The organism is Desulfobacter postgatei 2ac9, assembly GCF_000233695.2.
Classification (GTDB): Bacteria; Desulfobacterota; Desulfobacteria; order Desulfobacterales; family Desulfobacteraceae; genus Desulfobacter; species Desulfobacter postgatei.
On record NZ_CM001488.1, the window covers coordinates 1,279,461 to 1,293,202 of the forward strand.

15 protein-coding genes are annotated in these 13,742 nt (G+C 46.3%); 6 read left to right on the plus strand and 9 right to left on the minus strand.

The window, feature by feature from the left end; all coding sequences use genetic code 11:
- Positions 1 to 16 precede the first annotated feature (16 nt).
- Positions 17 to 265, minus strand: coding sequence for a hypothetical protein (locus tag DESPODRAFT_RS05890; protein WP_004072134.1), 249 nt, complete (start codon positions 263 to 265; stop codon positions 17 to 19).
- A 135-nt stretch (positions 266 to 400) separates the two neighbouring features.
- Between DESPODRAFT_RS05890 and DESPODRAFT_RS05895 the strand changes: the two genes are divergently transcribed.
- From DESPODRAFT_RS05895 to DESPODRAFT_RS05915, 6 genes are all read left to right on the plus strand, one after another.
- Positions 401 to 664, plus strand: coding sequence for a type II toxin-antitoxin system RelE family toxin (locus DESPODRAFT_RS05895; RefSeq protein ID WP_004072136.1), 264 nt, complete (start codon positions 401 to 403; stop codon positions 662 to 664).
- On the plus strand, positions 642 to 989 hold the full coding sequence (locus DESPODRAFT_RS05900; RefSeq protein WP_004072138.1) for a helix-turn-helix domain-containing protein: 348 nt from the start codon (positions 642 to 644) through the stop codon (positions 987 to 989). The genes DESPODRAFT_RS05895 and DESPODRAFT_RS05900 overlap by 23 nt, the downstream gene beginning before the upstream one ends.
- Positions 990 to 1,682: 693 nt before the next feature.
- Positions 1,683 to 1,940: an HSGNPxU motif (seleno)protein TsoX gene (gene tsoX / locus DESPODRAFT_RS05905; protein ID WP_337661141.1), complete on the plus strand. Its 258-nt coding sequence runs from the start codon at positions 1,683 to 1,685 to the stop codon at positions 1,938 to 1,940.
- A gap of 74 nt (positions 1,941 to 2,014) precedes the next feature.
- Positions 2,015 to 2,269: a class I SAM-dependent methyltransferase gene (locus tag DESPODRAFT_RS20550; RefSeq protein WP_216594039.1), complete on the plus strand. Its 255-nt coding sequence runs from the start codon at positions 2,015 to 2,017 to the stop codon at positions 2,267 to 2,269.
- Complete coding sequence (locus DESPODRAFT_RS20555) at positions 2,247 to 2,648, plus strand: class I SAM-dependent methyltransferase (protein WP_216594040.1); 402 nt, start codon at positions 2,247 to 2,249, stop codon at positions 2,646 to 2,648. Before DESPODRAFT_RS20550 ends, DESPODRAFT_RS20555 begins: the two co-directional genes overlap by 23 nt.
- Positions 2,645 to 2,959 (plus strand): J domain-containing protein, encoded by a 315-nt coding sequence (locus tag DESPODRAFT_RS05915; RefSeq protein ID WP_004072144.1) that lies wholly within the window; start codon positions 2,645 to 2,647, stop codon positions 2,957 to 2,959. Before DESPODRAFT_RS20555 ends, DESPODRAFT_RS05915 begins: the two co-directional genes overlap by 4 nt.
- 104 nt (positions 2,960 to 3,063) lie before the next feature.
- Here the strand turns inward: DESPODRAFT_RS05915 and DESPODRAFT_RS19905 are convergent, their stop codons facing one another.
- From DESPODRAFT_RS19905 to DESPODRAFT_RS05950, 8 genes are read right to left on the minus strand one after another with little or no spacing between them, the layout of a single operon-like run.
- Complete coding sequence (locus DESPODRAFT_RS19905) at positions 3,064 to 3,237, minus strand: hypothetical protein (protein WP_157488423.1); 174 nt, start codon at positions 3,235 to 3,237, stop codon at positions 3,064 to 3,066.
- An 18-nt stretch (positions 3,238 to 3,255) separates the two neighbouring features.
- On the minus strand, positions 3,256 to 3,702 hold the full coding sequence (locus DESPODRAFT_RS05920; RefSeq protein ID WP_004072146.1) for a hypothetical protein: 447 nt from the start codon (positions 3,700 to 3,702) through the stop codon (positions 3,256 to 3,258).
- Between the two features lie 11 nt (positions 3,703 to 3,713).
- Positions 3,714 to 5,285, minus strand: coding sequence for a serine/threonine-protein kinase (locus tag DESPODRAFT_RS18555; RefSeq protein WP_004072148.1), 1,572 nt, complete (start codon positions 5,283 to 5,285; stop codon positions 3,714 to 3,716).
- Positions 5,285 to 5,899, minus strand: coding sequence for a hypothetical protein (locus DESPODRAFT_RS05930; RefSeq protein ID WP_004072151.1), 615 nt, complete (start codon positions 5,897 to 5,899; stop codon positions 5,285 to 5,287). The genes DESPODRAFT_RS18555 and DESPODRAFT_RS05930 overlap by 1 nt, the downstream gene beginning before the upstream one ends.
- Entirely contained in the window at positions 5,899 to 7,593 is a 1,695-nt protein-coding gene (locus tag DESPODRAFT_RS05935) for a helicase HerA domain-containing protein (protein WP_004072153.1), read from the minus strand. Before DESPODRAFT_RS05935 ends, DESPODRAFT_RS05930 begins: the two co-directional genes overlap by 1 nt.
- The gene (locus DESPODRAFT_RS05940) at positions 7,593 to 8,738 is read right to left on the minus strand and encodes a hypothetical protein (protein ID WP_004072155.1); all 1,146 of its coding nucleotides are present in this window, start codon (positions 8,736 to 8,738) and stop codon (positions 7,593 to 7,595) included. The genes DESPODRAFT_RS05935 and DESPODRAFT_RS05940 overlap by 1 nt, the downstream gene beginning before the upstream one ends.
- Entirely contained in the window at positions 8,735 to 9,607 is an 873-nt protein-coding gene (locus tag DESPODRAFT_RS05945; protein ID WP_004072156.1) for a hypothetical protein, read from the minus strand. The genes DESPODRAFT_RS05940 and DESPODRAFT_RS05945 overlap by 4 nt, the downstream gene beginning before the upstream one ends.
- Complete coding sequence (locus DESPODRAFT_RS05950) at positions 9,604 to 13,728, minus strand: hypothetical protein (protein ID WP_004072157.1); 4,125 nt, start codon at positions 13,726 to 13,728, stop codon at positions 9,604 to 9,606. The genes DESPODRAFT_RS05945 and DESPODRAFT_RS05950 overlap by 4 nt, the downstream gene beginning before the upstream one ends.
- Between the last annotated feature and the right edge of the window lie 14 nt (positions 13,729 to 13,742).

Consider the following 13,742-nt stretch of genomic DNA (forward strand, 5'->3'; position numbering starts at 1 on the left):
TGCAAAGGAGAGGGCCTTATCCCTGATGCTCAGGGGTCCTGACCCGGGGGTAAAATTTGGGCATGCCCCGGGAAAATATGCAGTTCAGGACATTTTCATCCCGGCAGTAGGGACAAGCGGGTGCAAAAAAAAATCTGAGCATTACCGGGACTGTTCCTTCTGCCAGGAGAAGGAAGATGACAGCCCCGACAGTGGAATGCCTAAATATGCCGGTTAAATCTGTCAACTCAAAGCGATATTTCAATGATTCGCTGTTCTTTGTCATGGCATGATCTCCTTTTGGATCTGGTGTAGCGAAAATTCCGGATTATTCCCTGTTAATATTATTTTTTCAGCACAAGATTATAATTCTTAATAACTTTTATATTGATTTTATGTTATAAATTGTTATAATTAATTCATGAAAACAATTCGATGGAACAACAAAGCCCGTAAACAAATAAAAAAAGTGCCGAAGGAATATCAGGAATCAATTTTTCAAAGCATTGATCAGTTGATTAATTTCCCCAATTGCACGGGCCTTGATATTAAACCATTAAAAAACCACAAATATGATTACAGAATGAGAGTGGGCCGCTACCGAGTGCTCTTTGACGACGAAGATCAGGTCCAAATTATAGCAATACAGGAGGTAAAAAAACGTGACAACCGCACTTACCAATAATGTCCAAATCATTGAACAGGGAGGGAAACCAGCGTTTGCTGTAATCCCCTGGGAAGATTACCAGTCCTTGGTTGAAGGAGTGGTCCAGGATGAGTCTGATGTATGGTTTCCTCATGAAGTGGTGAAGGCAAACGTCAGAGGGGACAGCCTTGTAAAAGCTTGGCGTGAATATCTGGGCATGACCCAGGCAGAGCTTGCTGCTAAGGCAGGAATCAAACAACCGGCACTGACCAGAATCGAAAAAATAGACGCCAACCCAAGAAAAATTACCCTGATCAGGTTGGCAGAGGCAATGGGGCTAACTGTTGAGCAACTTATAGAATAACTTTTGTTATTGTGTTTAATCACGTAAATTCAACATATTACCTATGATAGCCGACGTAGTTGCTCTCCGGATTATAAACTCCTAAGTGTTTCTTAGGGAGAAGCTGACATCTTTTGTTTATTTCGGTGATTTGAGATTGAAAAGATGGCAGCCCAAACCGAGGTGTTTGAGGCGAGGGTTGCCTATGCGCCAATGTCCAGTTTGGCCTTGATCATCCTTTGGGCCAATTTTGATTATCGAATTATGAATACGTATCAAAACACCTTTAACGGCAGGGGTTTCAGGATTTGAACAATGCTCCCCAAATTCTTAAGTGGCCGAAACGATGATCAAGGCCTCCAGTTTTCTGGCACTCGAACATCGAGTGGCAGAAGACTGCCGTAGATTTTTCCTGTGATTTATCGGTCATTACCCACAATACTTCTGTTATTGAATGCTGTTTTGAAATAAGCTTGGGCGACTGATAATACCATTAAGGCTCAGTTTTGTTTTCCTTAAAAGGTTCATTCAAACTTTCTATTTACATCCGGTTGCTTGGCTGCTATTGAAAAATTGTCCTGTTTTAATTTTTTCTAACCCGATAACATTACAAACTCGGGCTTTGACAGAAAAAAAACTACATAATCACTTGTTCACGGCGGCTTAACATCAACACATAGACTAACAACAGTATTTTATAAAAAAGGAGGAATTATGGCTGAACTGACAGTTTTCCACAGCGGAAATCCCGGCTGAATGTCATGTAAAAAGGCTATTGGTATAGCCGAAGAAATGAAAGAAATGTTCGGAGAAAAGATAAATCTGAGCATATACACCACAGATTCGGAAGAAGCTCGGAAATATGATTTCAGAAGTTCGACAAATGTTCTGTTTGAGGGTGAGATGATGCCTTTGGAAATTGTATTGGATAAGAACAAAATGAAAACTTTCCTTTCAGACAAACTTTCATAGCAGAGTGAGGATATGAAAATAAGGTATAATATACAAAAACACCTGTATTTTATACCGTATTAAAAGAAGTGCAAATGTATAAAATTAGTCCGTATCAGAATTATGCAAAGCAGTATGATCAATGGTTCGATGAGAACAGACAGGTTTATGAAGCTGAACTGAGGGCTGTCAGGTCGTTTATTCCGGAAAGACTGTGCGGTCTGGAAATCGGTGCGGGAACAGGAAGATTTGCCGCTCCTCTGGGAATCCAAATTGGAATTGAACCTGTTGAAAGCATGAGAAAAATAGCTCGGCAAAGAGGGGTTGATGTCTTGGGGGGGCAGGGCTGAATGTCTTCCGTTTAAAGATTCATCTTTTGAACTTGTCTTGATGGTTACGGTTATATGTTTTGTCAATGATATTTATAAAACGTTTACCGAATCTTACAGGGTTTTATCTGATGGAGGCACTATTGTCATTGGCATGATAGACAGCGGCAGTCCGCTTGGGCAAACATATTTAAAGCATAAACAAAACAGTCTTTTTTATAAACAGGCAACATTTTATTCGGTTGACCAGATACTTGAAATAATGAGGGAAGCAGGTTTTACTGATTTTAGTTTTCGGCAAACCATTTTTAATGATATATCGGGAATTACCGATAGCGAAATTGTCAGCACAGGATATGAAAAAGGCTTGTTTGCGGTCATACATGGGAAGAAAAATTGATTAAATATCAAGATATTATTGAAGCTAAAGAACTCTTGAATCTACCAGAGCGGGTGTCAATGGAAGAGATTAAGTCAAATTACAGAAAACTCATCATGCAGTGGCATCCGGATAAATGCAACGGCAATGATGAAAAATGCAATGAAATGACAAAAAAACTGACCACTGCATATAAAACTATTATTCTATACTGCAATCAGTACAAATATTCTTTTGCAAAAGAAGATGTCGAACGATATTTATCGCCAGAAGACTGGTGGTTTGAGAGATTTGGCAACGACCCTTTATGGGGAAATAGCAAAAAAACTTAAAAATCAGAGCGACAGATATGTCTATTATCTGTCTCCAAGACACTTTGGAAAATAGCGACAAATAACTGAAGCAATGTGGGGTCTCAATTTTCAAAAATTGGTTCTCAATCCTCATCATGCTTAATCTCATCATCTCCAAAATCCCAAATTATGTCAGAACAATAAACATCAAACCATTCTTTGAAAATTTTATAAGTCCTTTTTGAAGGCCACTCATTACAGTTGGTAGTCCATGATTCAAGTTGATCTTCAAATATTGTCTTAAATGTTTTTTCCAAATAAACTTCATAATCATTTTAACCTATTACATTTTCAATATCTCGCATGAATGAATTGTTGCTGTATCCGACATAGCTACTCGAAACAATTCCACAAACTTTCCCATGTGATGAGTCGCTGCCTTTTTCATTGATCACAAATTCACTATTGGACAGCTGTGCTTTCGCATTATCTTGGCTGAGGAGATCATTTAGTATTCTTGAGGCCAACTCACTTTCTTTTGTCATTTCAAGGGCAAGCAAAGGAAAACCAAGCTTGTAGCAGAGTGCCTTCAGTCCCTCTTCAGTGAAAGCAAGTTTATATTCTGAACTGCCGAAATATTTATCCTCCTGGAATTTGGCTCCATTTTTAAGTAAGCCCTGTATTGGAACTCGTGATGTAGATTTTTCTTCATCAGCGACCCACGCATACAATTCGTTCCAGTCTGAAAACTCTTTTTCCGATGCCACTTCTGTTTGAAACATCACGCTCTCCTTTATTTATCATCACCAGTAATTTTTTTTGCCCGGGCGGAATAATCACCAACCTTATCTGCATTATAAAACCGCTGGAAATACTCATTTGATCTGCGACGATCACCGATGATGTGGTAATACTGTCCAAGGTGGAAAAGGCTGAACAGGTCAAAAGCATCTATTGCCAACGCTTGGTTATAGAAGCTGAGAGCAAGGTGGTCGTCTCCGTTTAATGCATGAGCCCATGCCAGTTTGTTATAGACGACCAAAGCCTCCGGTTTTTCATTTCTGACCTCTTCAAGAAGCTGGATCGCCTGCCGGTAATCGCCATCCAATCCGTAGGCAATTGCAAGTTTGAATTTTGCATAGGAGCTTGAGGTTATCTTGACCAGCGAGGTGTAAATCTGGATGGCTTGTTCATAACGCTGATCGTCCACATACAGAGAGCCAAGACGCTCGATGGTCTCAATCTTCTGACGATCCTCAACCGGGTATCCGCGCTCGTAGATCCCCATCAATCGTTCATAAGCAGCAATGGCCTTCTTTTTGTATCCCACACGAATGCAAATACCGCCGAGCATCCGCAGGTACTGAGGATGTTCATCGCTGCGGTCAACTGCCGCTTCAGCCGCTTCCAAGGCCCCCTGATGATCACCATCGGAAAGCTTCTTTTTGGCGAGTTCAAGGTAATAGAGCGGGCTCGATGAAGGTGGTTGAAATTCTTGTTTGGGTGCGGACCGAGAAGGCAGTTCCGTCATCACATTGCTGGCAGACAAGGAATCCACACATCGATCGACATCAGCTCGCAACTCACCGACGCTTTGATATCTTTTTTCCGGCCGCCGTTCCATCGCTTTCAAAATCACCTGTTCAAGGTCGGATGGAATATCGGTGTTAATTTCCCGGGGTTTTGAGATGTTCAAGCCCGTCAACAACTGGTGTGGACTGGTGTATGGGAGGGAGCCTGTGGTCATCTCATATAGCAAGACTCCGAGCGAATAAATATCCGACACCTTGCTACGTTTACCTTCCAGAGCCACTTCCGGAGCCATGTACGCCTCTGTTCCATGACGCTTGGTCCAGACCCACGCATCCTCAAATCTTCTACTCACGCCAAAGTCAGTTATTTTGGCCTTATTGGTATCCTTGGCGATAAGGATGTTTTCCGGCTTAAGATCGTTGTGTGAAATATTCCTTTGATGCACGGCTGCGAGTCCATCCAGTATATCGGCAAGCCATTCCAGCATCTGTTTGAAAGATAGGCTCATTGCATTGTTGGAGCCCTGCAAAATTGATGAAAGGCTGAACCCGTCAATGAATTCCATTTCAATGAAGAACAGATCGCTTATGTTATGAAATGCGTAAACCTGCACGATGTTCGGATGGATGATTCCCTTAATGATATCTGCTTCTTTCCGAAGGACCTCTTCACCTTTTTCTTGATCCTTTGGAATCTTGATGGCGACATGTTTCCCATCAGATAAACGTTCGGCCCTCCATACTTCACCGAAGCTACCTTTACCGACCTCTTCGATAAGCCGAAAACGGTCGCCAAGTAGTTCGTTTTTCTTAGTTCTAAAGAAAATGCCCATTAATAACTTCCTCCAGATAAGTGCCGTTCATTACGCATATCCCGAAGGAATTCTCCAAACACAAGATCCTGCGTATCTCCAGAGCTTTTCATGACGCATTTGATTACCATTAACGGTGTCATGGCTTTGGGGACCACGATCCCGTTTCTCCTGAAGCTGGCTCCGTATGGGGCGACTACACCATCCATGCTTCTGGGCATCGAACCAGGCCGGACCCAGTAGACAAGAACGGCCAATTCAATGGTCTCAATGAGCGCCGCTGTTATCGCCAAATTTTCAACCTTCTGCTTGAGCTTCTTTTCATCACCTTTTTCAAAGCGTTCGAACTCGAAGGCGACTCTCGGTTTTAAATCCGATTTATCAAACCACACGGAATCAGCTCGGATCTCTCCGATGCCTTGAAATGATTCGCTAATACTCACGGGGCATTCCGTAATCGCGGAATACCCAGCTTTTTGACCGCAGCTCGACAAGTAAGTTAAAAAGTGCGAATGGATCGTCACACCACTGTCTGGGATTCCAGACTGCAAAAGCATAGGAAAGTTCTCTGCCATATGAGACTTATCAGTGACGGCAGAAAAAACTGTTTCGCTTATGTTTATGCTTCTTTTCATCAAATCTCCGGTTTACCCCAGCGTTCACATACCTTCGGCGACTCTCCTCCATGAACAAGGGCCTTCGTTCCGACTTTTACCACCAGCGGAGCGATAATTGCCCGGCCGCATATCAATGCCTCACCTGTTGACAGTGTCGGCAACTCAGCAAGGTCTGCTGCGGAGAAATAATCAGATGTTTTCTGAATGAATCGTTGGTCGTCCGGGTTCTTGATACGCATGGCCACAATCGTGTTGCACTGACTGGTTACATCAGAGTCCAGTTTGCTGGGGCGCTGACTTACGATGGCAAACCCGACTCCAAACTTTCGACCTTCGGCTGCAATCCGCTTGATGATGTTCTTTGATATGCAGGGTTCGCCATTGGGTGCGAAATTGTGGCCTTCTTCATAGATGATGAAAGAGGGTCTTATCGGACGGTTCTTGTCGCCCGCCGCTTTCATCAGTTCGCTGGATATCAATGCAACGATGACCTGTCTTGCCGTGTTCGAGAGCCCTTGAAGGTCTACAATACATAACCGTCCATATTGCTCATTGTCATCACCGACCATTTTGTAAACATCAAAAGGATCGCCTGCAGCACGGGTGTAAAAGCTTTGCGCCTCATTAATCATCCTGCGCAAACGGATGGCTGCAATATTGGCACTTCCGCCCTTAAGAGCACTGGCTTCACCCGGACTTCCAGATTCAGCAACCCAACTTTTCAGGCGATCAAGATCGTCCAAAACAGAGAACAACTCTTGAATGTCCCGAGGCTCTTCGAAATTCTCTTTCCAATATCTCAGTGCCACATCAAGAACACGCTGCTGAGGTTCCGTCAGGCCCGGCAATACTCCGGAAAATTCATCTACATCAAAGTGGTCCAGCTGAAGAGCCAGGTTCTGATTCTTTCCTGCATACTTTTCGGTGAAGCTTCGAATTTGGGGTGTGAAGGCGGTAATACCGGCACCCTTATCCTGAAGCGCCTGAAGCCTCTTTTGAATTTCAGTGAGCTTTTCCCGGTCTCTGACATCCTCGATGGAATCAAGCCGGTCATTGAAATTCAGGGTTCCGCCTCGCAATGCTTTCCCGTACTCCCCATGTGGATCGAAAACCACAACCGATGCGTTCAGCTGAGCAACAAGGCGTTCAATAATTCGCCCAACGGTGTAACTTTTACCAGAGCCGGTCATAGCCAGCACGGCTAAGTGTTCTGTCACCAGCGTGTTGGCATCAAGATATACAGGAACGACATTTGAGCCTTTTTCGTACCCGACAAGGTTGCCAAGGTGAATGCTGGTGTCCTCCGAGAAATCATAAAACTTGGTCAAAAAGTCATAATCGACACTGTAGACCTTTGTGCCCGGATTAAGCGGTCTGCGAGGGATTCTGATTTCACCGGTATATGGATCTTTGTAACCAACCAGTTCAATGGTTCCATACACCGTTTCCCCGGAAACTTTGGAGTGTGGCAGTAGCTCAACCTCACTAATGCCTTCACCAAGAGCAGGGTTGAACAGGATGCTGTTTCTGGATAGGGAGACAATACGCCCGAGTACATCCATGTTCGGATCATTTTCACGCTCTTGATGAGCGATCCTGACGAACTCGCCGCGCCTTGCTGAAAAGCTATTCCGGAGAGCAATGGTCAATTTGTCCGGTTGGCCCGTGTTTCCAACCAGTTTGCCGATGAAGTTGTCTTGATTATTTTTCATTATTCTACCTCTTCCTGAATTGTGTCGATACCTTCAAGCCATATCTGATCAACCTCTCTGTCTCTGAGCATTGAGAGGGTCGATTTCAAATAGCTGATTAGAACTTCCTTAGGCATACGAACGAGCTGTTCGGCAAACCACAGAGGAAGCGGCTTCATTTTTGGGTTGTCATGAATGGTTAAATAAGAGATCAGCCCAGCCAGTTTGTCGAGGCTCTCTGTGCTCCAGCTGTCACGCTTGCCAATGGTTTCAACCTTCCAGATTGGAGTACGCAGACCAACCTGCAGGTGAAATCCAACAAGGCCGTGCTCTGAAACAAGCTTCGGCTCAAAACGCTTCATGTATTTGCTGAGAGACTCGTAATAGAAGGCAGCAGTTCTGCGCCCAGCCTTAAGTGTCCCTTTCAGAAAGCGCAGGATGCCGACTCTTCGTAGCTGCCCCCAGTCCTCACGGATTAGGTTCACGATTTTGTCATCAATGGCTTCCGGGCTTCCTGACTGACCTTCTTCTCGAATGGCATTCAGGACGGCACTGTTCAGATCCCGCTTGGTTTGTAGTGATACAAGGAATGGTCCGTCGGGATTGTTAGGGTAAAAGTCATTCAGGTGGCGCTGCCAGAAATCCTCCATCACGTGTAGAAGGGCCTGCCAGTCCTCCTGTACATCCTCTTCTTCAAGAAAGACGCTTTGTTCCGCCCGGGAAACCAGTAGAGGGATATCCACGAAAATGATGTCTGGCTTGGTATCAGAGCTCATCAAATCCGAAAGGAGTCGGTAAACAAGAATGAACTCCTTCCACACAAGACGCTCTGACGCCCCGAGAAAGTTCATATCGTTGATGTCGACTCGGCTATCCTGCAGTCCTTCACTGACCTCGTTATTGGCAACGACCAAGTCATGCCGGAGTGCAGCAGCTCCATAGAGCAATCCACCCAAAGCAGGCATGCTTTTGCTTTTCGATGAAATGCCAACGGCATAAACTTTCTCGTGCTTGCCTTGGGTAATATTCCTGATCAGGCCCCCGTCATGAAACAGTGGTCCTTTGGAATCGACATAGCGCATCTTGTTGGCCAGTTTGCCAGCGGTGCCGGGCAGGCGGAGGCTCATGGCTGCTGTCAATGCGCGTGACATTTGAACGCTTTTCATACACCAGCCTCCTCATCTTCAAGTATTTCCTTTATTTCCCGTGCATAGGAGTAGTGTCCGGCCTGATCGATATAATCTTCGAGTTTGGACGTCCAATTTTCCTTTGTTGCGTTCAGATTAGCTGAAAGTTGCTCTATCACCTTTCGGATGGCATCTGCGTCGGTATTGAGGGTAAAAAACCTGGACATGGCTGCTGAAATTCTATCCGGGTCCTTGCTGCCATATGAAAAAGAGAGGATTGCCACAGCATGCAATACACTCTCATCTGGAGCCGTCACATCTTCGGTCGGCTCCTCATTGACAAACGACTGCTTGTTCTCCCATGTCAGAAGCTGCTTTAGCAGTGCTTCTCTGTCGGTCTCATTGGTCATACCGCTGTAGGAAAGCAATTTCAGAGTAGTTATGAAAACCGCGCCTGATGTGTTCTTGGGCTGGTATTTGAGCAGCACGGTACCCTTATTATCGTCAACGCCCATCACGCCATAGCGCAGTGATGACTCAATCGTGCCATCCGACCAGATCTCATATTTGCTTTCGCCATCCAGACCATCAAAACCCGAGGGCTTACAAAAAGAAGATGCTTTACGTTTCTTCACGGTGATTGAAACCGGCGCGTCAACAGCGTTGCCAATATCGGTGTCAATCGGCGGATTTATGATGATCAGACCGCTACCGTTTTGATAATTGGCCCGCGCTAGCTTACGCACGGTGCGGGTAAAGTCATCAATCCCTTTGGAGCCAAGCAGAACGCATGGAACGCCTTTCAACCCAAGGGCTTCATCAACTGATACGAATTGTATTTCAGCTGATTGCTCCAGCACTGATGACTCAAACAGATCTTTTTGGATATCAAGAATTAGGGTTTTCATCGCAGCTCCAATCTTGTCCTGATAAGTTTCATCTTCTTCAGAGCCTTGATAGCCTCGTCATGATCCGGGTGCTCCTCTTCGCTGTAAGATCCGTTGCTCAGCCCTTTATAAATATCCACCCAAAGCTCAAAGGAAACCGGCTGCCCTGAGGTCTCAAAGACGTTATCACCATCAGCGATCACCTTTGTATTGAAGGACTCATAGACCATCTTGGTTTTCTGATAGGTATCTTCGGCCTTCGGTTCTTCCATGATGCTCTTGCCTTCAGACTGAAGCAGCTTATTCAATGCCTGAAGCTGGGTGCTGCGGATGATTTTCCTCAAGTCGGACTTAATCGTGTCCAGCCTGTCGGAGATCTTCTGTTGCATTGGCTGGAGCTTGGATTCGCACGCATCAACCTCGTTTTGCAGCAAGGTCAAAAGCTCATCTTCAGCCGTATCATCGCATTGGGATTGAATCTGACTTTCCAAGCCGCCGGAAATCATCCCGTTATATTTCTGGATCTCAGACTTGATCCCGGTGAGATCTGATAGGATTTCCTGTGGTGCATCCTTGGTAAATTCCGAAAGCTGCGTCCATACACTATCGGTGGCATCAAATGTCTGAATGACCAATTCCCAGCGGGTTCTCAAGGCAACGAACCTTGCATAGAAGCTGTCCGTCATATCCGGCGAGACAAGGTCACTCAAGGCAGACAAGCGTTCCCAGGCGGACTCGTATTTTGAATCCACAAGATACTGGTGAACTAGGAGGGTGTAGTTATTTGCTTTTATTGTCGCCATCAGAGTCATGGTTGGAGCACCCACACCCTTTCGAGCATTTTCCAGCTCATTCTGAATAGCCTTGAGCGGCAGTGTCAGCGGAACGATCGGGAATGGCTTTCCGGAAACGAACTTCAATTCGTTGCTGTCCTTAATGATCCGGTTGATCTCGGACAGCAGCTCCTCGCGCTTTGATAGGAAGTGCTTTTTGAGCCAGCTCAGGAAGGAGACTTTCTGCCAGAGCGACAGGGAATTATATTTCCGTTCAAACTGACCGATCTGGGCCGCCACGCACTCGAACTCCACATTCTTACTGCCGATATCCAGCGGGCAGACTTTCACGATGAGGTTCTCGATTTGCAGGATCTGTGCGATCAGATCCGTAAACGCATCCTCCTGAAGTGAATTTATAGAAGGTGCCGTAAGGATCTTGAAATCAATCGCTTTGATTTTCTTTTCGGCATCCTCGAGTTTCAGGCTGGCATCTGGATATGAGGCATTCCAGAGAATGTCTGCCTGAGTCGGGAAAAGTCCTTCACAGTTTTTGATCGCTTCCTTACATTCGTTCTTCAGCCACTTGGAAGCGGCTTCCCGTCGGATTCCCAGCTGATTCTGATCAATCGCCCGGAAAAGCTCTCCACTAGTCTGGCGCACGGCACCTAGCCCAATCAACAGTTCAAGAATCTGCTCCATCTGCTGAACCGACTTGAATTCGGTTTCAGGCACGATAAAGAAGAAATTCTTGGCCAGTTTTTTTGCTGCCGTCTGTGTTTTCAGTTCGCGCAAAATTGAAAAGAAACAACGAGGAACTCTCGGGTAATGATCCGGGGTTAAGATCTCCAGCAGATCTCCATAGCTCCATGCGGTTGGCGGATTGGTATTCTTTTTGGCGGCCTGCTTGCAGTTTTCAAACTCCACATCGCTCAACGGACCGCCATGGTTTCCATGAGTGGCATCCAGAGAATTTTTCGTGGCAAGCATATAGCGGTAGCCTTTGGCAAAGTCGGCCACCGGTATACCTTTCGCCTTACTCCAGATCGGTGCGATCAGGTAACCGTCCTGCCTGATTTTGTTGGACCAGTTTCTGGCTTTGGAAACCCATTCATCCTCATAGGATTTCAGCAGACCATTGGCGACCTTGCTGAGCCTTGCATCCTGTGGTTCAAAAACGGAGTTCCGGGCAGAATATTTGATTAGAAAATCTTCTTCCTGAACCACCAGCCGTGAAGTCAGAACACATCGCTTCAGAATCGGATATTTATCCAGTTGTTCCTCAAAAGCGGCATAATCTGCGGATGCGGAGAACAGCACAATAATTGGATGCACTCGCTCGGTGCCAAGATATGTGCTCAGCTTTCTGATGGTCTCATCAGAATCGAGACAATAGACGATTGTCAGTTTTCCGTCTGGTGTAACCCGGAATCCATCCACAGATGGCGATGTGAATCGTGAAGAGAACACCTGATGAGGAATGCCGGACAATGCCTGCACGGTAGCTGCGTTCTCTAATGACTCATCCAACAGCTTTGCCAAACCAAGGCATGTCGCTACAGTCCGTTTGTTTTTAGAAGCGGACACCTCTTTTACATAATCCTCAAGCTTCTGCTCAAAGCGGCCGTCCTTGAAGAACCGGACACTTTCCGTATTCGCATTGAGCAATTTGTTGAATTCCTTCCACAGGCGGAATGCCATTCCGATAAAGCGGCTGTCTTCCACCCGGTAATCGGGGCTCAGGAAGATCCTGTGCAGCGCTTCTGCGGCAAACTCAATTCCATCTCTCGGGTAAAGAGCCGTCAGCTGCTCGCCCCATTGCTCAAGGTCGGTGTAGATGACAATTTCCGAAGAGTCGTTGCTTCCCGCCGTGACCGAAAAGGCTTTCAACGCTTCCAGCAATCCAACCACGGACAATTGGCATGTGGAGGTAAAGTAGGTGTCTGATTTGCCTTCAACCGGTTTGAAGCCGTATTCAGGCCGGATGAGTTCACTGGCAAGCGTTGACGCATCGATATGCACCATGCTCAGCTCAGCAAATGTCTTTCCGCGTCCGGCGATTTCATGCCCAAGCAGGGTCTCAGCAAAAGCCGGGGAGATGTTGGCAGATGATGTCCCACCCACGCCCACGGGGAGCTGGCCGTAAACAATACGCTCCACGGTTTCTTGAGGCACATCCTTAATCTTGCCGATCAAAGGCATGGCGGCATTATCGTTGAAAATGTTGCCAGCCCGGGCATCGGTTTTGGCAAAATCCCGGATCAATGCCCACGAATTGATATCTTCGTTTCGCTCTTTGTGTCGGGCATAGGTCTCATGCACTGATGACATAATGACGTTCAGCCAGCCAAAGTTTCTGTTGGCAGAGAGAAAGGCCGCCTCTAGCGTACCCGCCGGATATTCCACCGACTCCGGATCAGCCAGCGACTCTTTGATATGATTCACATACCGGCTAACATCGGTGACCTGATTCGGTTCTATTGTTACACTGCTGGCGCGACGCAAATTCGGACCGATCTGAATTTGGTCCCTCATACCCATGGAGCAGAGCAGCAGGAAATTCACATAGGGGTGCTGGCTGCGCCAGTTTTCGTGCTTGATAACCTCGGAGACCATCAGCAGGTATTCATCATCAATACTGGACGGGGTATCATCACGAAGGCCCCGCTTCAGATCACCGGGGGTTTCCACTTCGTCAACGATTATCCAGAGATGTTTGATCCCTTTAGGTTTGAGGATTTCCATTGCGGCATCGAGCCGTGCGGAATAATCCAGCTCTTCGTTTTTCACGCAGGCGGTCAGCTGATCAAGCGGAATCCCCTTGGCATGAAGGGCGTTGGTGATGTCTGTATAGAGCGCTTTAACGCCACCGGATTTCACATCGCATTCGAGCGTCTGGCGAAGGGATTCAACGGTGAGTCGTGCAACCCATGTGGGTGCATCAAGCTCATCATCACATACAGAGCTGTAGCGTATGTAAACAGGCAGGACACCATCGGACAGCGCCGGTTCAAGCACCCGTGCCTTTTTATCTTTTCGGTTATAGGGAGCGACCACATATTCGTGTTCATTCAAGAGCCACTCATCGATCTGTCCGGTGGCCTCTCCAATCAGTTCATAGCCGAGACGGGTCTTACCAAGACCCCAGTCTCCGAATGCCACGAAAAATCCCGCAATATCGTGAGTCTGACCATCCCAGAACGAACGCCGGAATTGGTGCAGAGCGTTAAATACCTGATTTTGTCCAACCATGCAGAAGCTGGGTGGATAAAGCGCGACTCCTTTTGCTGCCCAAGGTTTTCGGGAAGGAGATAGGAGATAGGAGTTAGAAGTTAGAATATTTCCGCGTGACTTTGTTTTTCCTTTCATCGCACTATCCTCCA